Below are 24,529 nucleotides of genomic sequence, written 5' to 3' on the forward strand. Positions count from 1 at the left end.
GAAAAGGTCCGCCTGTATGAGCTCTGAAATCCGTCTTGCCTTTGCGCACCCGTCCGAGCGGTCCGAAGCGACCGCTGCCCGGGGGCCGTTGGATCGTATTTCTCTGCGTGATCATATCGTCGAGGTTGAAATCGGCGCGTTTCAGGCCGAGCGTGGAACGACCCAGCGGATTTGCTTTAACATCGTGGTCGAGGTTCGCCCCTTGAGTGATCCCATCGACGATGACGTGGATCGCATCCTGTCTTATGACCGGGTGACTGAGGCGATCGCGTATGAGCTTGCGGCGGAACGTCTTAACCTGCTTGAGACTTTGGCAGACCGGGTGGCTGAGCGAATTTTACTTGAACCGCAGGCCGTAAGAGCTTTTGTCAGAATAGAAAAACTGGATCGTGGTCCTGGCGCTTTGGGTGTCGAGATCGTGCGCGGGAAAGACAAGGCTCACCACGACGTCGTCGAGGAAGAGCGTCCGCATCCCCGACTGGCTTTCCTGTCGAATGAGGCCATTGCTTCGTCCAATCTGACCGGGTGGATCGATCAGCTGGAAAATCGTGAACGCCCGTTGATCCTATGTGTCGGCGCGGCGGATATGCCTGTTTCACAGACTGGCCACGCGATGACACAACGCCGAATTGATCTGTTGGCGATTGAACAGAATGCCTGGGTTTTAGCTGCCCGCGATCACCGCTGTGTCGTCGTTTCAACGCGGACTGAGCTGGATTGGGCCATGAAAAATGGTCAGATTTGCGTCTGGGCGCCCTCGAAAATTGTGCTGGATGCTGTTGACGGCCAATCGGCGGCACCTTCGGATGCGGTCGCGCTGGCGGCATGGTTTGCTGCCACTTTTGAGGCGAGTGAGATGATGGTGATCGGCGGCGCGCTGCCCGACGCCCCTGAAACCCCTTTGCGTGCGATCTCGGTGGATCAGGCACAACTGTGACCGCTTATTTTCGACCTCTGGTTCAGCATGGTCCGAACCGTCCGCCGGGTTCAGTGCCGCTAGCTGACCAGCCGCTGTGGTTTACCCATGTCGAACGGTTAAGCCGTGAAGAGCCCCCAAGGGTCATTGCTGTGCAGGATGTGCCAGACGATGCGCTGGACCGTCTGACGCGTCCGCGTACCGATGTTGCGGGCCTTGCCATGGATCGCCCGCACATTATGGGCATTCTGAATGCAACGCCGGACAGTTTCTCGGATGGCGGTGTGCACAATTCGGTCAGCGCGGCCCAATCTGCGGCTGAACAGATGGTTTCACAAGATGCAACCATTCTGGATATTGGCGGCGAATCGACCCGACCCGGAGCAACCTTCGTGCCCGAAGATGAAGAGATCGCCCGGACCCGCCCCCTGATCGGAGCCATCAAATCCCGTACTGATGCGTTAATATCCATTGATACGCGCAAATCCGCCGTCGCCAAAGCAGCGTGGGAGGCCGGAGCAGGGCTGATCAACGACGTAACCGGCTTTACCTTTGATCCGCAGCTGGCACCGTTTTGCGCACAAGTTGGCGCTCCGGTCTGTGTGATGCACATGCAGGGCGATCCGGGCACGATGCAAGACAACCCGACCTATGACGACGTTCTGCTGGACGTCTACGATTTCCTTGAAGGTCAGGTGGATCGTCTCGAAAACCTCGGATTGGATCGGGATCAGATCATCGTTGATCCGGGCATAGGGTTTGGCAAGACCGAGGCACATAACCTGGCCTTGCTGCAGGGGATCAGCCTGTTTCATGGTTTAGGTTGTCCGATCCTGTTGGGCGTGTCCCGAAAAGGTATTATTGGACAAATTGGCAAAGAGCCGCGCAAGGACGCCCGCGCGCCTGGATCAATCGCCGTCGGGCTGGCTGGATTGTCACAAGGCGTTCAAATTCTGCGCGTGCACGATGTTGCAGAAACCGCTCAGGCCTTGCGCCTTTGGGCCGCCGTCCGGTAAGCCGGAGGCAGGCAAGAAATGACGGAGTGACATTATGCGCAAGCTGTTCGGAACCGATGGGGTGCGGGGCACCGCCAATACCCATCCAATCACGGCCGAAATGGCATTGCGCATCGGGGCCGCCGCTGGCCGTTACTTCCGTCGCGATCAATCCGACGTCCACCGTGTTGTGATCGGTAAGGATACGCGCCTGTCCGGCTATATGGTGGAAAACGCCCTGACGGCCGGATTGACCTCGACCGGGATGAACGTGTTGCTGCTTGGGCCGGTTCCGACGCCCGCTGTCGGTCTGATGACACGGTCGATGCGCGCGGATCTTGGGGTGATGATCTCGGCCAGCCATAACCCGGCCGAGGACAACGGTATCAAGTTCTTTGGTCCTGACGGATACAAGCTGTCTGATCAGGCGGAACTCGAGATTGAAAGGCTGATCGAAGAAGGTGTCAAACCTGCGCAGGCAAGGAATATCGGCCGTGCCAGACGGGTGGATGATGCGCGGTTCCGATACGGTGAGCGCGTCAAATCTTCGCTGTCGCGTGACTTGCGTTTGGACGGGCTAAAAGTTGTAGTCGATTGCGCCAATGGGGCCGCGCACCGCACGGCGCCCGAGGTTTTGTGGGAATTGGGTGCCGAGGTGATCCCGGTCGGCATTACGCCGAATGGTAAGAATATCAACCTCAATTGTGGCTCCACCAAACCGCAGATGGCTGCCGAAACCGTCGTGGCCCATGGTGCAGATGTCGGGATTTGTCTGGACGGTGACGCCGATCGCGTCGTTATGATCGATGAGAATGGCCAAGTCGCGGATGGCGATCAGTTGATGGCGCTTTTGGCGACCAGTTGGGCCGAGGCAGACCGCCTGAAAGGCGGTGCGTTGGTTGCAACGGTGATGTCGAACCTAGGTCTGGAACGTCATCTTGAAAACCATGGTCTGCGTCTGGAGCGCACCGGCGTCGGGGACCGCTATGTCGTTGAACGTATGCGCGAAGGCGGGTTCAATCTGGGCGGCGAACAATCAGGCCACATCGTCATGAGCGATTACGCGACCACAGGTGACGGCCTGATGGCGGGCCTCCATTTCCTGGCGGAGATGGTGCATACGGGTCGCAAAGCATCGGAATTGTCGGTGCAGTTCGAAACCGTACCGCAAATGCTGAAGAACGTGCGCTACGGCGAAGGACAAGCCCCGCTTGAGGCCGCCAGCGTGCAGGCTGCAATTTCTGACGCCGAGGCGCGGCTGAACGGGCAGGGGCGATTGCTGATCCGCAAGTCGGGTACGGAACCTCTGATCCGCGTCATGGCGGAATGTGAAGATGACGCGCTGTTGACCCAGGTTGTCGACGGCATCGTTGCCGAGGTCGAGGCCGTCACAGGCTAGCGCCCGGTTAGCATCTTTCGCAGGCTGAACCACTGACTGATGGCCAGCCCGGTCAGGATCATAGCCAGCGCCACGAAAAAGCGCAGCGGCAACGCCTCGGACAGCACCCATGCGCCGAACACCATCGACCAGATTGGCACTTGGTAGTTAACGAGTGTCATGAACACCGACCCGGCGCTGCGAATGACGGAAACCCGCAGCAATGTGGCAAATGCCGTAGGGACCAACCCCAAAACGATGATGGCAATGCTTGGGCGGGTACCTTCCCATGTGGGGACGCCTTCGGTCACGAACATGATTGGCAGCAGGATTACTGCGCCGACCAGCAGGGTCAGGGCGGCCAGTACCACCGGATCAATGGGCGGACATTGACGGGTGAAGATCGACGCGCAGGAATAGCATAAAGCGGCCCCGATGCAGGCCAGTTGCGCCAAAGGTTCCGACCCGTGGCCGAGTTGCGCCAAGCCGGGGCCGATCAGCACCAACGCACCGCAGAATCCAAGGGTCACGCCCACCAGTTTTCTCAGGTTCAGGGGCTCGTCCGAAAAGAAATGCGCCAGCGGCAGCACCATCAGAGGGATTGCGGCCATGGACAGACCCGCGAAGGCGGACGGTACGTATTGCTGCCCCCAGCTTAGCAGAACAAAGGGCAGGGCAGACGACAAGATACCGATCACAATGACCGAGGTCCAAAGGGCGGCAGATCCGGAAGGTAGCTTGCGGTTTGTGACCGCCATCAACGCCAGCAACGTCACGGCACCCAACGTCGTGCGCGCGGTGGCGACGGTGATAGGTCCGTACCCTTCCAGTGCCATGGCAACGACCATGAACGTCCCGCCCCAAATCAGGCCGAGGGTGATAACGCCGCTCCAATCGCGGGATGTAGGGTGCTGGACCATCTGCGTCTCGGCTTAGGGCTTGGACAAAAAAGGGCGGCCTAATGGGCCGCCCCTTCGCATTCGCTTGGCAGGATCAGTTCTTTTCCTGATCGACCAGCTTGCCGGCTGAAATCCACGGCATCATGTCGCGCAGTTTCTTACCAACCTGCTCGATCTGATGCTCATCGTTGTGACGGCGTGCTGCTTTGATGGTCGGCTGACCAACAGCGTTTTCCAGCATGAAGTCACGCACAAATTTGCCGGTTTGGATGTCCGACAGCGTCTCTTTCATCGCTTTCTTGGTCTGCTCATAAGGCAGGATCCGTGGACCGGTGACGTACTGGCCGTACTCGGCAGTGTTCGAGATCGAATAATCCATGTTCGCGATGCCGCCTTCATAGATCAGGTCAACGATCAGCTTGGTTTCGTGCAGGCATTCGAAATAGGCCATTTCAGGCGCATAACCTGCCTCAACCAGAGTTTCGAAACCACAACGGATCAGTTCGACGATGCCGCCGCACAGAACGGCTTGTTCGCCGAACAGGTCGGTTTCGCATTCTTCACGGAAGTTGGTCTCGATGATGCCCGAGCGACCGCCACCAATTGCCGAGCAATAGGACAGGCCGATTTCCAGCGCTTTGCCGGTCGCGTCGTTGTTCACGGCAACCAGGCAAGGCACGCCGCCGCCCTTGACGTATTCGCCGCGCACGGTGTGGCCGGGGCCTTTGGGAGCCATCATGATGACGTCGATGCCTTCTTTCGGCTCAATCAGACCAAAGTGGACATTCAGGCCATGGGCAAAAGCAATGGCCGAGCCGGGCTTGATGTTGTCATGCACGTATTTCTTGTAGGTCTCGGCCTGCAGTTCGTCGGGCATGGTGAACATGATGACGTCGCACCAGGCTGCCGCTTCGGCGATGCCCATGACTTCCAGGCCTTCGGCTTCAGCTTTCTTGGCCGATGCGGAGCCTTCGCGCAGAGCGACGACAAGGTTCTTCGCGCCCGAGTCGCGCAGGTTCAGTGCGTGGGCGTGGCCTTGCGAGCCGTAGCCCAGGATCGCCACTTTCTTGTCTTTGATCAGGTTGATGTCGCAATCGCGATCGTAATAGACGCGCATGTCGCCGGTCCTTTCTGGTTAGATTGCCGAGGGTTTTACCTGCCGGATGTTGTATTGGCGATAGGGTTGCACTTGAGTATTTGTGAAAAAGATGAAGAATAATTCGTGTAACACCAGAAATGCAAAAAAATCATGCTTGATGACATAGACCGCCGAATCCTGCGCCACTTTCAGGCCGATCCCAGCCTGACTGCTGCGGAACTGGCCGAGCGTTGCCGTATCAGCCAGGGTGTCTGCTGGCGCCGGGTCGAAAAGATGCAGGCAACCGGAATAATCCAGGGGCAGGAGGCCGTGATCGATTGGGCGGCGCTTGGGTATGCGGTCGAGGTTTCGCTGCGCGTAACGCTGGACAAGACGCAATCGCGCGCGTTTGACGAATTTACTGCCGCCGCCCGGCAAGTGCCCGAGGTGATCGAATTGCAAACATTTCTGGGCAGGGTAGATGTGCGGCTGTCGGTGATTGCCAGGGACATGTCACACTACCAACAACTCTACCGTGACCGCATTCTGACCCTGCCGCATATCGCGGATATTGAGGCCTTGATGCATATCGCGAGGGTCAAGAGCGAAGAGGTCTTGCCGGTATGACCGAATTGGATGAGCTGGACCGAAAAATACTGTGTGCGTTGGCTCAGGACGCCTCCCAGAGCGCCGGGGCGTTGGGGCGTAAGCTGGGTCTGTCACAACCGGCGACATGGCGCCGCATCCGCCGGCTGGAAACCTCGGGCGTTATCAAAGGTCGCCGGCTGCGCCTGAATGCCGAGGCGTTGGGATTTGGCGTGACGGTATTCCTTGGCGTGAAACTGGCGCGCAAGGGTCAGGTCAGTCTGGAGGATTTTGAGCGCGCCGTCAGTGCTATTCCAGAAGTTCAGACCGTCGAGCATGTGCTGGGTTTGTACGATTATCGCCTGCGGGTGGTTGCCCGCGACCTGTCGGATTTTGAGCGGGTCCTGCGCCGTCGGATCATGACCTTGCCCGGCGCAGGAGATGTCGAAGCCAACGTCCTGCTAAGCGAGGAACGTTTGCCGGGACCGATCGGATAAGCCCGCTCAGTACCGCGTGCGGATGCAATATCCCGGATGGTGCGTTATCCGGGCAAATGCCATCGGATTTCCGTTCTTCCAGGTCGTGCGCTCTAGCTGGATCATCGACGTTCCGGGGGTTGTTCCCATGAATTCCGCCAATCGTCCGTCCGCGGAGATCGCGCAAAAGGAGACTTCAGCCTCGGTAAACGGAGAGGCGTTCAGTAGCCATTCATGTGGGCCGTGGTTGCTCAGATCGGCATGTTCGATTTCGGGCACCGCATCTATGTTGATCCAGCGTTCTTCCAATTGGAAGGGACGGTTATCTGCATAGTGCATACAGATGACATGCAGGACGCGAATGTCCGCCGATACACCGATCTGCGAGGCGAGCCAACCGGGGCTTGCGACCACGTTGCGTTCAACCAGCGAGTACCGATAGGTTGCATTTTGGCTTTCAACCGTTTGACGAGCCAAAGAAAATTCCAGCTTGGCATGTTTGCTGGGTTCCTTTTTGACCCGGGTCCCGCTTTTGCGTTTGCGCTCGACAAAGCCCTGATCGGACAGTTCGCGCAGGGCACGGTTCACTGTCGCGCGTGCGCAATTGAATTCCTCGGCAAGTTGCGTTTCGGTTGGCAGAAGCGATCCCTGCGGCCAAATGCGGCTTTCAATCCGCCGTTTGACTTCGTCCCTAACAACTTGAAAACTGATCCGCTTATGCGCATTCACCTGTCGAAATACCTTTCTTCTGTAAAGTGAGTGCATCTGGTCAGAAACACGTCAGAGTGTAAAGGGCAGCTGACACTAATTGGCGTCATTTCTTGCCAGATTCGACTAACAAAATATCATTTGAGTGTTTTGTTTTTAGTTCCCTTAGGTCAGATATTCGGGTTCAGTACGGGTCTGGGCAAATTAACCCGGGTCGCGAGGCCGCTGACGACAATTTGAAAGGACAAACCATGCCAGCGCTATTGGACACCGTCGATCCCTCTGGGCTCGAAGAGTTCTCGGTCGTGTTTACGGATAGGTCTCTGAACCATATGTCGGTTCAGTTTCAGCAGGTGATGCGGGACATATCGGGCTTGCTGAAGGATGTATATAATGCGGATGGTGTGGCGATTATCCCTGGTGGTGGCACCTATGGGATGGAGGCCGTGGCCCGGCAATTTGCGCGCAACGCCAATGTATTGGTCGTTCGGAATGGGTGGTTTTCCTACCGCTGGAGCCAGATCATCGAATCCGGTGATCTGACGGCGTCAGCGACGGTTCTCAAAGCCCGTGAAACCGGCAATTCCAGCCCGTCGCCCTTTGCCCCCGCACCGATTGACGAGGTTGTTTCAACAATCCGTGAACAGCGTCCGGACGTTGTATTTGCCCCACATGTGGAGACCTCGGCCGGTGTCATTCTGCCTGATGACTACGTAACAGCCATGGCCGCCGCGGCGCATGAGGTGGGGGCGTTAATGGTGCTGGACTGCATCGCATCGGGTTGTGCCTGGGTCGATATGAAGGCCACCGGTGTGGACGTCCTGATCTCGGCGCCCCAGAAAGGGTGGAGTGCATCGCCCTGCGCTGGCCTTGTCATGCTATCTGAGCGTGCCGAAGCGCGTTTGGAGGAGACGACGTCCGACAGTTTTGCCGTTGATCTGAAAAAATGGCGACAGATCATGCAAGCCTATGAAAATGGTGGGCATGCGTATCACGCGACCATGCCAACGGATGCGTTGAAGGCGTTTCGCGATACGATGGTCGAGACCCGCGATTATGGGTTCGACAAGCTGCGGGACGCCCAATGGGCGTTGGGCGATGGAGTGCGGGCGATGCTGCGGGACAAGGGCATCGTCTCGGTAGCAGCGGACGGATTTGGCGCGCCGGGTGTCGTGGTCAGCTATACCTCGGACCCGGATATTCAGAATGGTAAGAAGTTTGCGACGTTGGGCATGCAGATCGCAGCAGGTGTGCCGCTGCAATGTGATGAGCCTGAAGGGTTCAGCACCTTCCGCCTTGGTCTGTTTGGTCTGGACAAACTGTACGACGTCGACGGCACCATCGGGCGGCTCAAGCGCGTGCTGGATCAGGTTCTGTGAAACCATTCGGGCCTTAGCGTACGCCGAGGCCCATTTGCATCAAGGTCTTGCGAACAGCCGGTAGAGAATAGAGCGCATTTAGCCCCATTGCCCGGACGTCCCTTAACGGCCGCGCCTCGATCATCGAGGCGCGGTTCAACAGGTCGATGCCTTTGACCCGCATCTCGATTTCGGTGTGGCGAGCCTTGTGATAGGCCTCGAGCATCTGCGCATCGCCCAGACCTTCAGGACGGGCCTGCGCCAGTTCCAGCAGACTGCTCAGATCGCCCAGCGACATGTTCAATCCCTGGGCTCCAATTGGCGGCACCACATGGGCGGCCTCGGCCATCAGCGCGACTCGCTCGCCAGCCAGACGTTCTGCTGACTGGCTGATGATCGGCCAGATGGTCCGGCGCGAGGCCAGTTTTAACGGTCCGAACAACCCACAGGACCGTTCGGTCATCAGCGCCTCAAACGCCTCGGACTCGGTGTTGAGCAACTCAACCGCGCGGGGTCCGCGCTCCATCCACACAATCGCCGAAGACGGTTGCCCCTGCCAATCGGGCAGGGGGACCAGGGTGAACGGCCCGCCCGAGCGGTGAATCTCGGTCGAAACATTGTCGTGCGGGATGGGATGTGTGACTGCAAAGGCCAATGCTTTCTGGCCATAGCGCGTGGAATGGACGTTGATCCCAGCCGCCTCGCGCATGGGAGAGTTGCGCCCGTCAGCGGCGACCACCAGTTTGCAACGAATGCGGCTGCCGTCACTCAGGCCGACACGCGCTTCGGCAGTGCGGGTGAACAGACTGACAGTGCCAGTACCGGGGCGGAAATCGACGTTGGGCAGTTCGGCCAGTCGTGCCACCATCTCGCGTCGCAACAGCCAGTTGGGCAGGTTCCAGCCGAAGGGCAGATCCGAAATATCTGCGGCGTTGAAATCGCGTACCACGCGGGGTTCAGGAACATCTCCACCTGCGTCCACAATCCGCATGATCTGCAAGGGGGCCGCGTGTGCGTCCAGCCGTTGCCACAACCCACATTGCTCTAACAAGCCGTGCGCCGGTTGCAAAAAGGCGGTGGTCCGCAAATCAGAGCCGTCCACGTCGCGCTCGGTTATCGGGAGCGTCGGGTCGACACAAATAACGTCGAACCCGGCGGTTCCAAAGGCTGCCGCAGCGGTCAGACCGGCGATTCCGCCGCCTGAAATCAGGATGTCACAGCTGTCTTTCATGACCTTGGCCTCCGAGTGTTGGGCAGAACCTAGTTCGGTTCTGCATCGGGTGCCAAGTGACATCCTGTCCCGCGTGTCAGCCGCGTGAAATCAGGATGAGGATCAGGAACATCACCGGCACCATCATCACGGCTGGGATGTATAGGCCCGGCAGACCGAACAACAGGGCAGAACAGCCCCACATGCTGAAAATCGCGGCCGCTGTATAACCCCAATCTGCGCCCTTTGCATGAGCGGCATCTTTGACTAACCAGCCAAACAGGGGAACTGCAAATAACAGGCGCTGCCAGATGGGCAGGCGTCCGGGCATCTCGATCGCGCTCATGGGGTCTCCGATTCTGTTCGTCGCTGAGGCGCATATAGGGTCGATCATGCACCTGCAGAATGTGCAGATCGTCGCAGTGTGACAGCCTATCGCAGGCGGGACAGAAACGCAGTCAGGTCGTCGGTGTGATGGTGGATATGATCGGCCTTATGCGGCTCGGGCGCGACGTGAACTGTGCGCATTCCCATCGCGTGCGGAGCAGCCAGATTGCGCGGATCATCTTCAAACATGGCCGCCTTGTCGGCGTCGATGCCATCCTGTGCAAAGATCGCCTCGAACGCGGCCTGTTTAGGTTTTGGAAGATAGCCCGCGTGTTCTACGCCATAAACCGCATCGAACAAACCGCTGAGACCGCGTGCTTTTAGCACACGTTCGGCATAAGGCGCGCTGCCGTTGGTGTAAACGATGCGACGGCCAGGCAGGCACCGGATGTTGTCGGCCAACTCGGCGTCGGGGTCCATGTGGCTCATGTCCACCTGATGCACGGCGTACAGATAGGGTTCGGGGTCCAGGTCATGCTCGGCCATCAAGCCGGCCAGCGTGGTGCCGTATTCCCGCCAATAGTGCGAGCGCAGACGATCCGCCTCGGCTCGGTCGACGCCAATGGCCTGCACCACGTAGTCCGTCATCAGAACCTCGATCTGGTCGAATAGTTGCATATGAGGCGGGTACAGCGTGTTGTCGAGGTCGAACACCCATTGGGTGACGTGCGAAAAAGAAGGTTTGACCATGAGTTGGGTTTAGGCCGCCATGCACAGGTTTTCAATGCTACACTTGATTGCACGGGCCTGAGGCGGATAGACATGTCCGAACGAGGAGAAAAAACACCCCATGCCGCAATCCCGTCAGCCCAACAAAGACGCCTATAGCCTTATTCTCGAAGCGATTGATGTGGGCGTTTACAAGCCCGGCGACCGATTGGTCGAAAGTGAGCTGGCAGAACGATTTGGCGTGTCTCGTACACCTATCCGCGAAGCGTTGCAGCGACTTGAGACGCAGTCCCTGCTAGAGCGTGACGGACGATCACTGATCGTGGCCTCATTGGATCACAACCAAATGGCCGAACTTTATGTGGTTCGGCGCGAATTGGAAGGGTTGGCCGCAAAGCTGGCCGCGAAACACGCCACCGAAGAAGAGATCAAAGTGCTACAGGACATGGTCGCCGCTGACGATGCGCTGGTGAATGATCCAACGGCACTGTCGCGGGCCAACCGGCGGTTTCATGAACAGATCCATCTGGCTTCGCACAACCGGTATCTGGTGCAGCAGTTGAATCTTGTGCACCGCACAATGGCTCTGATGGCTACGACCTCGCTTGCCGTTCAGGGCCGTGGCGAGATTGCGCAAAGTGAGCATAAGGGCATTGTCGAGGCGATCACCGCCCGTGATGAAGAGGCGGCAGAGCGCGCGCTGAAAGAACATATCTCGGTGGCCTTCATGACCCGGCTGAAACAGGATGCGGTGTTGCGCGAGAAATGACCGTCAGTGCGGCTGTACTTCTTCGCGGGCCTGCCCATGCTGAGTTTTGTCCCAGAAGAACGGGTTGCTGGCTAGCTCCCACAGGGCTTTGTAGGCGGCTAATACGCCTAGCGGAAAATACAGCGGCATTGTCGGAACCCACGGCATAAGGAATCGTCTTTCCTGTGCTGCTACGGCCAGCATTCCAACGATCAGATTGGTAATTTCGGCCACCAGAAACAGGCTGATGAGTGCGTAGAAGGCCCAATCAGACAAAAGCGGATCGAACGGGCCAGGCAAGCCCAATGTCGCCAACCAGAACAGCCATAGGACTGGTGCCAGTAGAAACTGGCCAATAGTCCCCAAGAAGAACGCCTGAACACCAAGAAATCGCTTGAGCCCGATGTCGCTTATCAGACGCCGCGGCGCACGCATGTGCACCAAATAGGTCACCATGAACCCCTTCAGCCAGCGCGAGCGCTGCTTGACCCACGGCCAGGCACGAAAGTTTGCCTCTTCATAGGTGGTGGTATCGACCATCTCGGTTCGATACCCCGCACGGCTGAGGCGCACGCCCAGATCTGCATCCTCGGTTACGTTGTGGGCATCCCAGCCGCCAAGCTCCAGCAATTTATCCCTGCGAAAATAGAATGTTGTGCCCCCAAGGGGGACGACCAGACCCAGATTCGCAATGCCTTGCAGGATGATCCGAAACCAGCTGTTGTATTCGATGGTAAAGCAGCGTGACCGCCAATTTGTGCGCGGGTTGTAATAATCCAGAACACCTTGCAGGCAGACGACATCTTCGCCAGCCCGCGCAAAATGCCGGACCACGCGTTCGATCTGATCCGGTTGCGGGGCGTCCTCGGCATCCCACACACCCAGAATGTCCCCACGACAAAAATCCAGCGCGTAGTTCATCGCTCGGGGCTTTGTCGTCAGTCCGTTCAGTTCCGGGACTTCCACCGTTCTGATCCAGCTAGGCAGATCCACTCGGCTTAATGTGGTGCGCGTGACCTCATCTGAGGCTTCCAGTACCAGAATGACGTCCAACAACGCTTTTGGGTAGGTCAGGCGTTGCAGCCGCCTTATCAAAGCGCCTGCAATCTCTCGTTCTTTGTAAAGGGGCACCATCATCGATACGCGCGGCAATCGCAGTGGAACAGGCTCGGGGGTTGGGCACACTTGGCGGCATCTCATAAGGTATGAGACCAAGCCCACAATGCGCAAAACCATGAACAAGAGCAGTGAAACGGTGGCCGTGGTCAAAAGAGCAGCCAGACCAACCAGAGGAAAGGCTGAAAAAAAGAAAAGAAGTCCCGCAAGGGCCGCGATGGGACCCGCGCGCTTTGTCGGCGTCCATGATCGACAGCTCTGATCCTTGTCGACCCGGGTTTCCGCGCCTTTTGCCAAAGTGTCGGAAAACGCGCTGGCAATTGCATGATCAATCTGACTGACCGATGCAAGTACCGGGGCAATCGTGTGTTCAGTGTCGAACAGGGCGGCGCGGACCGCGGCAAAGCGGTTCGGATCAGCGGTCGCGATCAGCAGGATCGGGCCGATGCGTTGCCATGGGATCACATTATGCTTCAGCCAGAACTCGACCGGTTTGATGTCACATAAGCTCGGGGAAGGGGGCGTGTCTTTCAGATCGGCGATTTGCAGGTTGGTTTGCTCGGACAGGGCATCCATGACCTCCTGACGGCTGATCCAGCCCTCTCCGACAAGGATTTCGCCCAGTGGGGCCTGTTGTCTGGATTGCAGATGCAGCGCCTTTTCGAGCTGGGCGGGGGTGATGCAGCCACGTTCGAGTAAACAGGCGCCAAGGGGTTTCCGCGCCCCAACAGAAATCGGCGCGGCGCGCGCGAATTGCTGCAGGCTATGTTCAACCATAAAAAAACCCTGACTCGGTGACCCGCGTCAGGGTTGCTCAATCAAGGTTAACAGCGCGTTAACACTAAACGATGAGGCGGTTAAGCCTGTGCTTTCTTGTCTGCCATAGCGTCGGCAAAGCGTTCAAACAGATAGTAGCTGTCCTGTGGGCCAGGCGATGCCTCGGGGTGGTGCTGCACTGAATAGACAGGGCGATCGGTCATGCGGATGCCGCAATTGGACCCGTCAAACAACGAGCGGTGGGTTTCCACAACGCCGTCGGGCAGGGACTGGGCGTCCACCGCGAAGCCATGGTTCATCGAGGTGATCTCGACCTTGCCGGTATCCAGGTCTTTGACCGGATGGTTGGCCCCGTGGTGGCCGTGGTTCATCTTGACGGTATGGCCGCCCAAAGCCAGCGCCAGCATCTGGTGTCCCAGACAGATGCCAAAGACGGGCAGGTCGGTGGCGTCCAGAACCTCTTTGATCATAGGCACGGCGTATTCACCGGTGGCTGCCGGGTCGCCGGGGCCGTTCGACAGGAACACGCCATCGGGATTATGGGCCAGCACCTCGGCGGCCGTCGCCGTTGCAGGCAGAACCGTGACGTCGCATCCGGCCGAGGCGAGGCAGCGAAGGATATTGCGCTTTGCGCCAAAGTCCACGGCGACAACTTTATGAACCGGAGATTCCTGACGTTTGTACCCGTCCGGCCAGGCCCACCGCATTTCGTCCCAGCGATAGCTTTGGGCGCAGGTGACCTCTTTGGCTAGATCCATACCTTCCAGACCGGCAAAGCCGCGCGCGGCGGCGACCAGTGCCTCGATATCAAAGTTACCGTCGGGATCATGCGCCAACGCGACATGAGGTGCGCCTTGCTGGCGGATGGCGCGGGTCAGGCGGCGGGTGTCCACACCGCCGATGGCGATGCGGCCGCGGCGGGCGAGCCAGGTTTTCAATTCTTCGGCCGAGCGCCAGTTCGATGGCTCGGTCGGATCCCATTTGACCACCATCCCGGCGGCAACCGGATCGCCAGTCTCGTCATCCTCGGGGTTCACGCCGACATTGCCGATATGAGGGAAGGTGAAGGTCACGATCTGTCCCGCATAAGAGGGGTCGGTCATGATTTCCTGGTATCCGGTCATGGCGGTGTTAAAGCAAAGTTCAGCCACGGTTTGGCCGGTGGCGCCGAAGCCCATACCGTAGAACAATGTACCGTCGGCCAATGCCAGACATGCGGTGGGCTTGGACGGGGCGTTCTGGGCCATGGCGCGACTCTCCTGCAAGGTAAACCGGCGCATACCTAAGGGGGTTGTACGCTCGGGTCAAGTCTGTTCAATTTTTAGGCTATTGTTTAAAATCAATAAGTTAACCACATGCACCCCCTGTTGTATCGCGCTTTTTGTTTCGATATGGTCGGGGTTCCTTTGCCATGGGGATGGACAGAACATATGGATATGCGATCAAGGGTGAACACTGCCCTGAAGCAAGCGATGAAAGACAAGGATGCCGAGCGTCTGTCGACGCTGCGCCTGATTAATGCTGCGATCAAGGACCGTGACATCGCCTCGCGCGCGTCTGACAACGAAGAAGCCAAAGGCTGCGGCGACACAGAGGTGCTTGAAATTCTTGGTAAAATGACCAAGCAGCGCAAGGAAAGCGCCCGCGCTTATGAAGAGGGCAGCCGATTGGATCTTGCCGAACGGGAACTGCGCGAGGTCGAGGTCATCGAGGAATTCCTGCCCAAGCAATTGGACGATGACGAGGTGAGCAAGGCCATTCAGACCGCAATCACGGCCACCGGCGCCGGGTCGATCCGCGACATGGGCAAAGTGATGGGTGAGCTGAAAACCCGTTACACCGGCCAGATGGATTTCGGCAAGGTTGGCCCGATGGTCAAAGATCAGCTCTGCGCTGCGCCAGGCGGCAGCTGCTAAGCATTATTGTTTGCTAAGATGCTAAGGCTGCGCGACAGGTTCGCGCAGTTTTTTTGTGAGCTCATCAAACAGCGAAATCCGCTCTTCCTCAGACAGAAAGGCGCCAATTTCAACTTCGCGGCCGTCACCGGTCAGTGTGACATAGTTCGGGACCGGGCCGCCGCGCTCATGCATTTCGGGACGCGCCCAATAGCGGTTGCAGGACCACTCCTGCTGCCCCCGTTGTGGGTGATGCTGCACCAGACGGGCCTGCGAGCCGGTCAAGGTCAACACCTCGAAAACGCTGCGTGCACGGTAATTGGACTGGATCGCGAACCACAGTCCCAGAACGGTCAACAGCATGAATGGCAGCAAACCCCACAGCAAAACCGACCCAAGAACAGCCATCAGGGGAATCAAGCCAAACAGGAAGACCGCCAACACCACACGCATCGCCCAGCGTGGGGGCAGAGAGTTATGCGGCCACAGGCGCAACTCTTGCTCGGAACTTGAGGTTTGATTCCATCGATACGGCATGGTGCAAAAATAGCGCAACACCTGCCGGTGTCTAACAGGAAAGATCAGATGACGTGCCCAACTCTGGCCCACGACAACGCGTCATCCAGCCGGTCATCGCCCCAGAAAACCTCGCCGCGAACGACCAGGCTGGGGGCGCCAAAAACGCCCAGCTTTGTGGCCTGTTCTGTTTCGGTTTCAAGCGCCGAGATCGTGTCCGGGCTGCGGGCGCGTGCAAGGGTCAGGCGTGGGTCCTGCTGACACCGATGCAGCGCTTCTGACAGCGCTGTTTCGCTGCCCGCTTCAATCCCTTCTTCGAACCAGATGCGGTACAGGTTTTGGGTAAAGGACTTGCCCCAGCCATCCGCCATACCCAGCACGGCGACCTGATTGGCCAGCGCAAGATCCGAGATCGGGTAGGGTGCAGGAAGCGTTGCGTGCAGGTGGTACTTTGCGGCGCGCCGCTCGATATCGCGCCACATATATGCGGATTTGGCCGGTTTGCCCGCAAAGGGAATGTTCTGTTGTTCGGACATTACGGTACGCACGTTGAACGGTCGCCAATTGACGGTCGCGTCATGCTCATCACACCAATCATCCAGGCGCATGATTGTCAGGAAGCTGTATGTGCTGCCGATGGAAAACCAAAAGTCAATTTCGGGCATCTGATGGCTCCGATCCCAGGGTTTCTGGATACATGATACCCTAAAATGGGCAGATTATCGAACGCCCCCTGAAATGGGGTTGCGCACGCGCCAAATCGGGTCGCTCTAAAACAGAACTTTTTCGATGGGTTGCGCGGGTTGAGGCGCAACCCCACAGTCGGTCATCTGCCGCAAGTCAATCTCGATGCTGCGACAAAGGGCCGAGATCGGAACATCGGTCACATCCCCTTCGAACGGATCCTCCATCGAGGCGCTGACGCGTTCGGTGACAAAGAAGATCCAGCAGACCAGCGCCCCAACTGGCGCAAATGTCAGCCAGTCGAAGATAACAAGCTGCCATACAGAGATATCTGCCCCGGGGATGATTGATCGCTCGTCGTTGAACGCCAGCGGCAGCATGAAGATGAAGATCCAACTGAAGACGCGACCGACCTCGGCAACCTGTCTTGGGAAAGGTGTGTTTTTGATGCGCTCACATTGCCCCTGTGTCGTCGTAAACCGCGCGAGGCGGTCCATCAGGGCGACGTGCCAATAGGGGTCAATCCCACGGCTGCGTGCCAACTCAGCAAGCTTTTCGCCCTGAAGAAACAACAGATAGGCGGCGCGATTGCTCTTGCCTTCAAGCCTGGGCAAGTCGCTTTCCAATTGGCGTTCACGCCAACATTCGGGCTTTTGATGCAGCTCGGTGCGGTCTGAAATAGGTTTGTGTCCAAACATCCAAGGACGTCGGCTGCGTCCTGTCGGCGAGGGCTGGCGCAGCTGAAAGGCAAGCATATTGAGCCATGCGATGTGACGTTCGATCAGTTCGTCGCGCAGCGCGGGATCAATCGGTGTGCCGTCGCGCAGCACCAGATTGCTAATAGTGTTGCCCCAGTCCCTGCTGGCATTGACGATATCGCCCCAGATGCTGCGCGCTTCGGACCAGCGCGCAAAGGCCGATGTGTTTTTGAAGCCCAGAAAGAATGCCACTGCCAGCCCGAGCATGGTGACGGGCGGGCTGGGGTTCGAGATCAGCTCGATTGTCGTGAGTTCATCCGCCAGTACAACCAGCAGCGTCCATGTCAGCACGATGCAGATAAAGCCAAAGGAGCCTTTGACCATCTGTCGTACAGTTATTCCGTCGTGAAGGATCATGACCGACCGGGTCCTGCGCAATTGGCGATTGCAGATCAGTCTAACGGCTTATTCTCGGGCAAGTCTATGCCAGCGTTGTTTAATTCTCGAGGTCTGAAAAATGAAAAGCCCCGCATCTGCGGGGCTTTGTCAGTCTATCTTGCCGGGATTAGTGGGCGTGGCCTTTATCCCAGTCTTCCTGCTTTGGCAGCTGCTCGAACGTGTGCTCGGGCGGCGGGGTCGGCAGGGTCCATTCCAGCGTATCCGCGTATTCGTTCCAGGGGTTCGGCCGGGTCTCACGCTTGCCACGCAGCAGGGCGTAGATCACGATGCCGAAGAATAGCAGGAACGAGGCGAACGAGATGAACGCGCCAATCGACGATACATAGTTCCACTGGGCGAATGCCTCAGGGTAGTCGATGTAGCGGCGCGGCATGCCCTGACGGCCCAGGAAGTGCTGCGGGAAGAAGGTCAGGTTGGCGCCAATGAAGAACATCCAGAAGTGAACCTTGCCCCAGAATTCCGAGTACTGGCGACCTGTCATCTTGGAGAAGTAGAAGTACATTCCCGCAAAGATCGCAAACACGGCACCCAAGCTCATCACGTAGTGGAAGTGCGCAACCACGTAATAGGTGTCGTGATACGCACGGTCCACACCGGCTTGCGACAGAACCACACCGGTCACACCGCCAACGGTGAACAGGAACAAGAAGCCGAAGGCGAACAGCATTGGTGTCTTGAACTCGATCGAACCGCCCCACATGGTCGCGATCCACGAGAAGACCTTAACCCCGGTCGGCACCGCAATTACCATCGTGGCCAGCATGAAGTACGCCTGCTGACGCAGTGACAGGCCAACGGTGTACATGTGGTGCGCCCACACGACAAAGCCCAGCACACCAATCGCGATGATCGCCCAGACCATCGGCAGGTAACCGAAGACCGGCTTGCGCGAGAAGGTTGCGATGACGTGGCTGATGATGCCGAACCCAGGCAGGATCACGATGTACACTTCCGGGTGGCCAAAGAACCACAGGATGTGCTGATACAGGATCGGATCGCCGCCACCGGCGGGATCAAAGAAGGTGAAGCCAAAGTTGCGATCCATCAGCAACATGGTGATCGCACCTGCCAGAACCGGCAGGGACAACAGAATCAGCCACGAGGTGACAAAGATCGACCAGCTGAACAGCGGCACCTTGAACAGGGTCATGCCCGGGGCACGCATGTTCAGGAAGGTGGTGATCATATTGATCGCGCCGAGGATCGAGGAGGCGCCCGATACGTGCACGGCAAAGATCGCAAGGTCCATGGACATGCCGCCTTCGGTTGTCGATAGCGGCGGGTACAGAACCCAGCCTACACCCGAACCGAGCTGATCGTTACCACCGGGGCTCAGCAACGAGGCCACACCCAGCGACGTACCAGCGACATAAAGCCAGAAAGACAGGTTGTTCATCCGCGGGAAGGCCATGTCCGGTGCACCGATCTGCAACGGCATGAAATAGTTGCCAAATCCGCCGAAAAGCGCGGGGATGACCACGAAGAACATCATCAGAACACCGTGATAGGTGATCATCACGTTCCACAGGTGTCCGTTAGGGGTGCAGAGCTCGGCTCCGCTACCGAACAGTCGGAAGCCTTCCAGGCACATATGCTGCACCCCGGGTTCCATCAATTCGATCCGCATGACAACAGTCATCAGAACTGAAATCAGACCGGCAAGTGCCGAGACGACCAGGTATAGAATCCCGATGTCCTTGTGGTTGGTCGACATGAACCAGCGCTGGAAAAATGTGCGCTGGTCTTCATGGTCGTGACCATGAATGGCTGCGTCTGCCATTATAGGTGCCTCCTGTTGCAACTGCACCGCGCAGTTGGACCTCTCCAACGCGCGGGATTCCTGCTGGTTTTAGATCGCGGGGGGACGACCTTCAATGGTCGAGTTTGATCTGGATCAAGATTAATTGTCGCGGGCAGGAGGGCGACCCGCGAAATTTTCACCAAATTCCGCATTCATCTGGGTATCAGCGCCCCGAATTCAAGGGGGCGGCTGGGAATTGCGTTCCCCGCTTGACCCGGGCCGGGGTGCGCCGCAGAACTGTCGGCAACGCGTCAATCGGAGAATTGAAATGACCGCCTATGATCCCGAGAATATTTTTGCCAAGATTTTGCGCGCAGAGATCCCTTCGAGCCGAGTATACGAAGATGACGATACGGTGGCCTTCATGGATATCATGCCGCGCGCGGACGGGCATCTGCTGGTGATCCCCAAAACCCCTTGCCGCAACATTCTGGATGCAACGCCTGCACAACTGGCGGCTGTGACCGCAACGGTCCAGAAAATGGCCAAGGCTGTCGTCGCAGCGTTCGATGCGGACGGGGTCACGATCCAGCAATTCAACGAGGCCGCCGGAGGGCAGGAGGTGTTCCACCTGCATTTCCATATTCTGCCGCGCCATGATGGTGTTGCTGTGCGGGCACCCGGAACGATGGGCGATTTCGACCTGATCGCGCAGCATGCCGAAAAGATCAAAGCTGCACTGAGCTGACTGGGAGGCAGTTACTTTAAGTGCGTGTGTGGCCCCGCGCACTCACTATGATCGCCAAATGCGTGAAGCACCGCGCAGACATGGTCGTGCTTGCCATTGCAGGCTTTGGAAATTCGAGACAGTTCCGCCTCGAGGCTGCGCAGGCGGGAAATACGGTCCCGCAGGTCGGCCAGCTGTCTTTCGGCAATTTCATGCGCTTGGTTAAGGTCGCCGCCAGACGCGCCTTCCAGAGACAGTAAACCTTCGATGTCGGTCAGCGGTAAACCTAGATCGCGGCAATGGCGAATAAAAAGCAGCCGTTTTAAGGCAGTGTCGTCGTACCGGCGCTGATTACCCGCTGTTCGATCCGGGCGCGGCAACAGCCCCTTGTCTTCGTAAAACCGGATGGTCGGAATCTTGACCTGCGTGTGACGCGACAGATACCCAATTGAATACATCTTTTTTCCTCAGGGCTCTTGAACCTCTAGTCACTAGAGGAATTACATGCAATGTGCAGTCGTAACAAGGGACACACATTTTAGATGGCACATGATCACTCTCATAAGGGGCACAGCCACGCGCACCACCACATAGACCCGGAGGCAGGGGACGCGCGCGTTGCTTGGGCCATTGCCGTCAACATGTTCCTGACGCTGGCACAGGTCATTGGGGGCATTTTTTCAGGGTCGCTGGCGTTGATCGCCGACGCCCTGCATAATTTTTCTGACGCTATCGCGCTGGTCATCGCCTTTTTTGCCCGCAAAATCGCCCGCCGACCTGCCGACCCACGCATGAGCTTCGGCTATGGCCGGGCCGAGGTCGTCGCCGCGCTGGTCAACTACACCACTCTGGTCGTGCTGTCGGTGTACTTGTTCTACGAAGGCGTGATGCGGTTTTTTGAGCCTGAGCCGGTTAACGGCTGGATGGTTGTCTGGATCGCGGCACTGGCTTTGATTGTGGACCTTGTCACGGCTGCGCTGACTTACTCGATGGCCAAGGATAGTATGAACATCCGGGCGGCGTTTCTGCACAATATTGCGGACGCCTTGGGGTCAGTGGCTGTGATTATTGCCGGCACCGCGGTGATCCTGTTCAACTGGACATGGGTAGACCCCGCCGTCACGATCCTGATTTCGATCTACATACTGTGGCATGTCAAAAGTGAAATTGGCGAAACGATCCGCGTTCTGATGATGGCAGCGCCCCCCGAACTGGACCCGGAGGAGGTCGCCTCGGCCATCGAGGACATACCGGGAGTGTCCGAGGTTCACCATGTCCACCTGTGGAGCATGCAGGAGCGAGAGCCTGCGTTGACGGCTCATCTGGTCGTGGACGCGGCGGCCAGGGCCGATGCGGAAGGGGTGAGGGCCAGCGTCAGACAATCGCTCCGTGACCGGTTTGCCATTGGTCACGCCACGCTTGAGCTTGAGCAGATCGACCGCGCGTGTGTCGGGTCGTCTCGATTTGGGCATACAGAAGAGAAACTATAGAGTGGGATGTGAATTGCCGCTCCGATTTGGGGTCGGAACGGCAGACTCGTTAACAAATACATTTCCGATTACTCAGGATGACCCAAGATCACCGGTTAACACACCACTCACTCTAAGAACGGTAAGTCTATACTACCCGCAAACACGCGGGATGTATCCATTTGAGTGAGTTTTTAACCCATTTGCCCTATTTGTACTGTAGCCATTGGGAAATTCCGGCTCAGTATGGAAACAGCGGGGTCAAAAATTGCGGGATTGTTAACAGCGCATTGATTCTGAACGATTCGCAGGTATCGATTTAGCCCCCATTGGGGGCAAAAACCTCTGAGAAGGTTTTCCGCAGGGCTGTGTCCACGTCCACCAGGGTAACCGGCAACCCCAGATCGACAAGCGACGTAACCCCATGTTCGGTGATGCCGCAGGGGACTATGCCCGAAAAATGTTCGAGGTCAGGTTCGACATTGATCGAGATGCCGTGGAAGCTGACCCATTTGCGCAGGCGCAATCCGATCGCCGCCACTTTATCCTCGGTAGGTTGGCCCGAAGGGGTCAGCGGTTTGTCATTGCGCCGCACCCAAACTCCAACGCGACCGTCACGGGTTTCACCATGCACGTTGAACTCGGCCAGCGCTGCGATCACCCATTCTTCCAGTTGCTTGACGAAACGACGCACGTCCTTGCCGCGTGTGTTCAGGTCCAGCATCACATAGGCCACGCGCTGGCCGGGGCCGTGATAGGTGTATTCGCCACCACGCTTGGCCTCGTAGACCGGAAAGCGATCCGGGTCAGTCAGGTCCTCGATCCGGGCCGAAGTGCCAGCGGTGTAAAGCGGCGGATGCTCCAGCAGCCACACACATTCATCCGCTTCTCCGGCCGCAATTGCGGCCACGCGCGCCTCCATGAAGGCGACGGCATCTTTGTAATCGGTCAGCCCGTCAGTGATCTTCCATTCCATAAGTGCTCCTTACCGCCGGGGCAGGGCGAAGAAAAGAGGTCACGCAGCCTCGGTCAGGCACCGCTGCAACAGGTCCGAATAGGTTTCGGCCCCTTGCGCACCAGTCACCAGATATTTGCCGGCAAACACCATTGACGGGACACCTGAAACACCACGGCTGGTCCAGAACTGTTGCTTTTCGCGAACCGGCGCAATGTGATCGCCCGAAGTCAGAGCCGCACGGGCAGCGTCCCGGTCCAGACCCGCCGCTTGGGCCGCATCAAGCAGGACCTCGGAATGGGATACGTCCTGTTGATTGGTAAAGTAAGCTTCGAACAGGGCCATCTTCAACGGATGCTGGCGGCCTTGCGTTTCGGCCCAGTCCAATAGTTGATGTGCTGCAAAAGTATTCACCATCCGGCTGTCGTCATTGAAGTTGAACGTGAAGCCAAGCTCGGCGCCGATCTGGGTCAGCCGATCGCGGGCCTGCTGGCTCTGCTCAACCGTGGAGCCATACTTCTCCATAATATGTTCGCGCAGGTTCTGGCCCTCTGGCGGCATATTTGGGTTCAGCTCAAAAGGATGCCATCTGAGATTAGCCAGCACGTTTTGTTCTTTCAAAGCCAGGTCCAGCTGGCGAAACCCCACGATGCACCAGGGGCACACAACGTCTGAGACGATATCAATCTGGACAATCGGGCGGGGATCTTGCGCGGTCATGGGCGGGCTCCGGGGAAGGGGGAAATAAACTCTGTCTGCAGTACAGATAAGGATGGCAACACGGAATTCAAATCGGCTTGTTTTTTGCCTCTTCACATCCTGTTCGCCACCGTCTATACGCCCCTCAACCAAGTCATTGGCAGTGCGGTCGTGGCGGAATTGGTAGACGCGCAGCGTTGAGGTCGCTGTGGGGTAACACCCGTGGAAGTTCGAGTCTTCTCGACCGCACCATTATACTCCCGAAAAACACGAATTTCAGCGCCTTTGTCGTGTAGAGTTGCACCAGTTTACGTTGGAATGACCACTTCACTATTTCCTGTCTCGCCCACGCGGATTGGGATGTGTATGAGTGGGGCAAGACTATTTGGGAAGGGTAATATGTCTCAGTCCATCACCGTGTTCACAACGATGAAGAACGAAGGTCCTTATATGTTGGAATGGGTTGCGTTCCACAAAACACTGGGCGTCGACCATTTTGTGATTTTCACCAACGACTGTGATGACGGAACGGACAAGATTGCTGCAAGGTTGCAAGAGCTTGGCTTGGCCACGCATGTCAGCAATGAAGTGAAAGAAGGAGGCAACCCCCAGCACCAGATGCTGCGCCGCGCGCGCCGCCAACCCAAGGTCAAAGAGGCCGACTGGCTGCTGTGTCTCGATGTAGATGAGTTTTGGAATATCCGCTGCGGCGACAACGGATTTCATGACCTTATTGCCGAGGTCGAGCAAAAAGCAGGGCAGCCGGTCGATGCGATATCTTTTGCGTGGAAGTTGTTTGGAAGTTCGGGAAACATCAGTTTCGAAGACAGACCGGTGACCGAGGTTTTCTCGATGGGGGATCAGGAATTTCCCTATCATTCAAGCCGCGCTTTTGGGCTGAAAACGCTGTTCCGAAATAATGGCAAGTTCACCCGGTTTGGTCCGCATCGCCCAAAGGGCTTTGACGAGGAGGTAGCGCCTGACATCGCTTGGTCAGATGCTGACGGAAAGCTGTTTCCAGCCGATAAAGTCGGTTGGCGGGCGTGGCGCGGGTTCGAGCATTCCTTGGGACGCATCCACCACTATTCAGTCCGGTCCATGGACGGGTTTCTGGTCAAGCGCGACCGGGGACGCACAAACCACATCAAGGTGGATCAGGGACAAGCCTACTGGCAGGACATGAATGCCAACAAAGAGGCCGACCAATCCATCTTGCCTGCCGCACGCCGCGCCGCACCTCTGCTGGCCGAACTGAAGGCGGATGAAGAGTTGAACGAATTGCACGCGCAGGCCTGCGACTGGCACCGAGCCAAAGTATCCGAAATCAAGATGCGCCCGGAATGGGTAGAGTTTCGCGTCTGGCTCGCCGATAACCTGATCTGATCA

Annotated in this window: 26 protein-coding genes and 1 tRNA gene; 12 read left to right on the plus strand and 15 right to left on the minus strand. The window is 57.7% G+C overall.

The window, feature by feature from the left end:
• Positions 1 to 16: 16 nt before the first annotated feature.
• The 3 genes from AC2FIO_RS00780 to glmM are packed head-to-tail and all read left to right on the plus strand — an operon-like array spanning position 17 to position 3,310.
• Positions 17 to 937, plus strand: coding sequence for a dihydroneopterin aldolase (locus AC2FIO_RS00780; protein ID WP_472723519.1), 921 nt, complete (start codon positions 17 to 19; stop codon positions 935 to 937).
• Positions 934 to 1,932, plus strand: coding sequence for a dihydropteroate synthase (gene folP / locus AC2FIO_RS00785; RefSeq protein ID WP_496695055.1), 999 nt, complete (start codon positions 934 to 936; stop codon positions 1,930 to 1,932). Before AC2FIO_RS00780 ends, folP begins: the two co-directional genes overlap by 4 nt.
• A 34-nt stretch (positions 1,933 to 1,966) precedes the next feature.
• Positions 1,967 to 3,310 carry a phosphoglucosamine mutase gene (glmM, locus tag AC2FIO_RS00790; RefSeq protein ID WP_496695057.1) on the plus strand — a complete coding sequence of 448 codons (1,344 nt, stop codon included), beginning with the start codon at positions 1,967 to 1,969 and terminating at the stop codon, positions 3,308 to 3,310.
• Here the strand turns inward: glmM and AC2FIO_RS00795 are convergent.
• Positions 3,307 to 4,209 carry a DMT family transporter gene (locus AC2FIO_RS00795; RefSeq protein ID WP_496695059.1) on the minus strand — a complete coding sequence of 301 codons (903 nt, stop codon included), beginning with the start codon at positions 4,207 to 4,209 and terminating at the stop codon, positions 3,307 to 3,309. The two genes, glmM and AC2FIO_RS00795, sit on opposite strands and share 4 nt — an antisense overlap.
• A gap of 73 nt (positions 4,210 to 4,282) precedes the next feature.
• A complete protein-coding gene (ilvC, locus tag AC2FIO_RS00800; protein WP_108858914.1) occupies positions 4,283 to 5,305 on the minus strand; it encodes a ketol-acid reductoisomerase in 1,023 nt (340 codons plus the stop codon).
• 132 nt (positions 5,306 to 5,437) lie between these two features.
• On the opposite strand from ilvC, the gene AC2FIO_RS00805 reads away from it, so the two are divergent.
• Together AC2FIO_RS00805 and AC2FIO_RS00810 are read left to right on the plus strand one after the other, a co-directional pair.
• Positions 5,438 to 5,893, plus strand: coding sequence for an Lrp/AsnC family transcriptional regulator (locus AC2FIO_RS00805; protein WP_108858913.1), 456 nt, complete (start codon positions 5,438 to 5,440; stop codon positions 5,891 to 5,893).
• Positions 5,890 to 6,348, plus strand: a complete 459-nt coding sequence (locus tag AC2FIO_RS00810) for an Lrp/AsnC family transcriptional regulator (protein ID WP_113789069.1) — start codon at positions 5,890 to 5,892, stop codon at positions 6,346 to 6,348. The genes AC2FIO_RS00805 and AC2FIO_RS00810 overlap by 4 nt, the downstream gene beginning before the upstream one ends.
• 6 nt (positions 6,349 to 6,354) lie before the next feature.
• Here the strand turns inward: AC2FIO_RS00810 and hutC are convergent, their stop codons facing one another.
• On the minus strand, positions 6,355 to 7,056 hold the full coding sequence (gene hutC / locus AC2FIO_RS00815; protein WP_496695062.1) for a histidine utilization transcriptional repressor HutC: 702 nt from the start codon (positions 7,054 to 7,056) through the stop codon (positions 6,355 to 6,357).
• A gap of 230 nt (positions 7,057 to 7,286) precedes the next feature.
• Here hutC and AC2FIO_RS00820 point away from each other — a divergent pair, with 230 nt between their 5' ends.
• A complete protein-coding gene (locus tag AC2FIO_RS00820; RefSeq protein ID WP_496695063.1) occupies positions 7,287 to 8,414 on the plus strand; it encodes an aminotransferase class V-fold PLP-dependent enzyme in 1,128 nt (375 codons plus the stop codon).
• A 13-nt stretch (positions 8,415 to 8,427) separates the two neighbouring features.
• Here AC2FIO_RS00820 and AC2FIO_RS00825 read toward each other — a convergent pair whose 3' ends face one another.
• From AC2FIO_RS00825 to AC2FIO_RS00835, 3 genes are all read right to left on the minus strand, one after another.
• Positions 8,428 to 9,624 (minus strand): UbiH/UbiF family hydroxylase, encoded by a 1,197-nt coding sequence (locus tag AC2FIO_RS00825; protein WP_496695065.1) that lies wholly within the window; start codon positions 9,622 to 9,624, stop codon positions 8,428 to 8,430.
• Between the two features lie 76 nt (positions 9,625 to 9,700).
• Positions 9,701 to 9,949 carry a hypothetical protein gene (locus tag AC2FIO_RS00830; RefSeq protein WP_496695067.1) on the minus strand — a complete coding sequence of 83 codons (249 nt, stop codon included), beginning with the start codon at positions 9,947 to 9,949 and terminating at the stop codon, positions 9,701 to 9,703.
• A gap of 86 nt (positions 9,950 to 10,035) precedes the next feature.
• Entirely contained in the window at positions 10,036 to 10,680 is a 645-nt protein-coding gene (locus AC2FIO_RS00835) for a pyrimidine 5'-nucleotidase (protein ID WP_282118725.1), read from the minus strand.
• A 100-nt stretch (positions 10,681 to 10,780) separates the two neighbouring features.
• Here AC2FIO_RS00835 and AC2FIO_RS00840 point away from each other — a divergent pair, with 100 nt between their 5' ends.
• Positions 10,781 to 11,428: a GntR family transcriptional regulator gene (locus AC2FIO_RS00840; protein ID WP_058273905.1), complete on the plus strand. Its 648-nt coding sequence runs from the start codon at positions 10,781 to 10,783 to the stop codon at positions 11,426 to 11,428.
• A 3-nt stretch (positions 11,429 to 11,431) separates the two neighbouring features.
• Here the strand turns inward: AC2FIO_RS00840 and AC2FIO_RS00845 are convergent, their stop codons facing one another.
• Positions 11,432 to 13,300, minus strand: a complete 1,869-nt coding sequence (locus tag AC2FIO_RS00845) for a glycosyltransferase (RefSeq protein ID WP_496695070.1) — start codon at positions 13,298 to 13,300, stop codon at positions 11,432 to 11,434.
• A gap of 80 nt (positions 13,301 to 13,380) precedes the next feature.
• The gene (gene carA, locus AC2FIO_RS00850; RefSeq protein ID WP_496695072.1) at positions 13,381 to 14,547 is read right to left on the minus strand and encodes a glutamine-hydrolyzing carbamoyl-phosphate synthase small subunit; all 1,167 of its coding nucleotides are present in this window, start codon (positions 14,545 to 14,547) and stop codon (positions 13,381 to 13,383) included.
• Positions 14,548 to 14,730: 183 nt separating this feature from the next.
• On the opposite strand from carA, the gene AC2FIO_RS00855 reads away from it, so the two are divergent.
• The gene (locus tag AC2FIO_RS00855) at positions 14,731 to 15,216 is read left to right on the plus strand and encodes a GatB/YqeY domain-containing protein (RefSeq protein ID WP_058274249.1); all 486 of its coding nucleotides are present in this window, start codon (positions 14,731 to 14,733) and stop codon (positions 15,214 to 15,216) included.
• A gap of 21 nt (positions 15,217 to 15,237) precedes the next feature.
• On the opposite strand, the gene AC2FIO_RS00860 is transcribed toward AC2FIO_RS00855, so the two are convergent.
• The 4 genes from AC2FIO_RS00860 to ctaD form a co-directional block, all read right to left on the minus strand.
• Entirely contained in the window at positions 15,238 to 15,732 is a 495-nt protein-coding gene (locus AC2FIO_RS00860; RefSeq protein WP_282118866.1) for a DUF2244 domain-containing protein, read from the minus strand.
• A 44-nt stretch (positions 15,733 to 15,776) separates the two neighbouring features.
• Positions 15,777 to 16,376, minus strand: coding sequence for a 2-hydroxychromene-2-carboxylate isomerase (locus tag AC2FIO_RS00865; protein ID WP_282118722.1), 600 nt, complete (start codon positions 16,374 to 16,376; stop codon positions 15,777 to 15,779).
• Between the two features lie 105 nt (positions 16,377 to 16,481).
• Entirely contained in the window at positions 16,482 to 17,510 is a 1,029-nt protein-coding gene (locus AC2FIO_RS00870) for a bestrophin family protein (protein WP_496695075.1), read from the minus strand.
• 148 nt (positions 17,511 to 17,658) lie between these two features.
• Positions 17,659 to 19,332, minus strand: coding sequence for a cytochrome c oxidase subunit I (gene ctaD, locus AC2FIO_RS00875; RefSeq protein WP_058277640.1), 1,674 nt, complete (start codon positions 19,330 to 19,332; stop codon positions 17,659 to 17,661).
• A 289-nt stretch (positions 19,333 to 19,621) separates the two neighbouring features.
• Between ctaD and AC2FIO_RS00880 the strand changes: the two genes are divergently transcribed.
• On the plus strand, positions 19,622 to 20,041 hold the full coding sequence (locus AC2FIO_RS00880; protein WP_282118720.1) for an HIT family protein: 420 nt from the start codon (positions 19,622 to 19,624) through the stop codon (positions 20,039 to 20,041).
• Positions 20,042 to 20,052: 11 nt separating this feature from the next.
• Here AC2FIO_RS00880 and AC2FIO_RS00885 read toward each other — a convergent pair whose 3' ends face one another.
• Positions 20,053 to 20,478 carry a MerR family transcriptional regulator gene (locus AC2FIO_RS00885; RefSeq protein WP_496695077.1) on the minus strand — a complete coding sequence of 142 codons (426 nt, stop codon included), beginning with the start codon at positions 20,476 to 20,478 and terminating at the stop codon, positions 20,053 to 20,055.
• A gap of 84 nt (positions 20,479 to 20,562) precedes the next feature.
• Here AC2FIO_RS00885 and AC2FIO_RS00890 point away from each other — a divergent pair, with 84 nt between their 5' ends.
• On the plus strand, positions 20,563 to 21,510 hold the full coding sequence (locus AC2FIO_RS00890) for a cation diffusion facilitator family transporter (protein WP_496695079.1): 948 nt from the start codon (positions 20,563 to 20,565) through the stop codon (positions 21,508 to 21,510).
• 298 nt (positions 21,511 to 21,808) lie between these two features.
• Here the strand turns inward: AC2FIO_RS00890 and lipB are convergent, their stop codons facing one another.
• Both lipB and AC2FIO_RS00900 read right to left on the minus strand, forming a co-directional pair.
• Positions 21,809 to 22,465 (minus strand): lipoyl(octanoyl) transferase LipB, encoded by a 657-nt coding sequence (gene lipB, locus AC2FIO_RS00895; RefSeq protein WP_496695081.1) that lies wholly within the window; start codon positions 22,463 to 22,465, stop codon positions 21,809 to 21,811.
• 39 nt (positions 22,466 to 22,504) lie between these two features.
• Positions 22,505 to 23,164: a DsbA family oxidoreductase gene (locus tag AC2FIO_RS00900; protein ID WP_496695083.1), complete on the minus strand. Its 660-nt coding sequence runs from the start codon at positions 23,162 to 23,164 to the stop codon at positions 22,505 to 22,507.
• A gap of 144 nt (positions 23,165 to 23,308) precedes the next feature.
• Here AC2FIO_RS00900 and AC2FIO_RS00905 point away from each other — a divergent pair.
• Together AC2FIO_RS00905 and AC2FIO_RS00910 are read left to right on the plus strand one after the other, a co-directional pair.
• Positions 23,309 to 23,395, plus strand: a tRNA-Leu gene (locus tag AC2FIO_RS00905).
• A 147-nt stretch (positions 23,396 to 23,542) separates the two neighbouring features.
• The gene (locus AC2FIO_RS00910) at positions 23,543 to 24,526 is read left to right on the plus strand and encodes a glycosyltransferase family 2 protein (protein WP_496695085.1); all 984 of its coding nucleotides are present in this window, start codon (positions 23,543 to 23,545) and stop codon (positions 24,524 to 24,526) included.
• The last annotated feature ends 3 nt before the right edge of the window (positions 24,527 to 24,529 follow it).

Source organism: Ruegeria sp. CDSB086 (assembly GCF_059611065.1).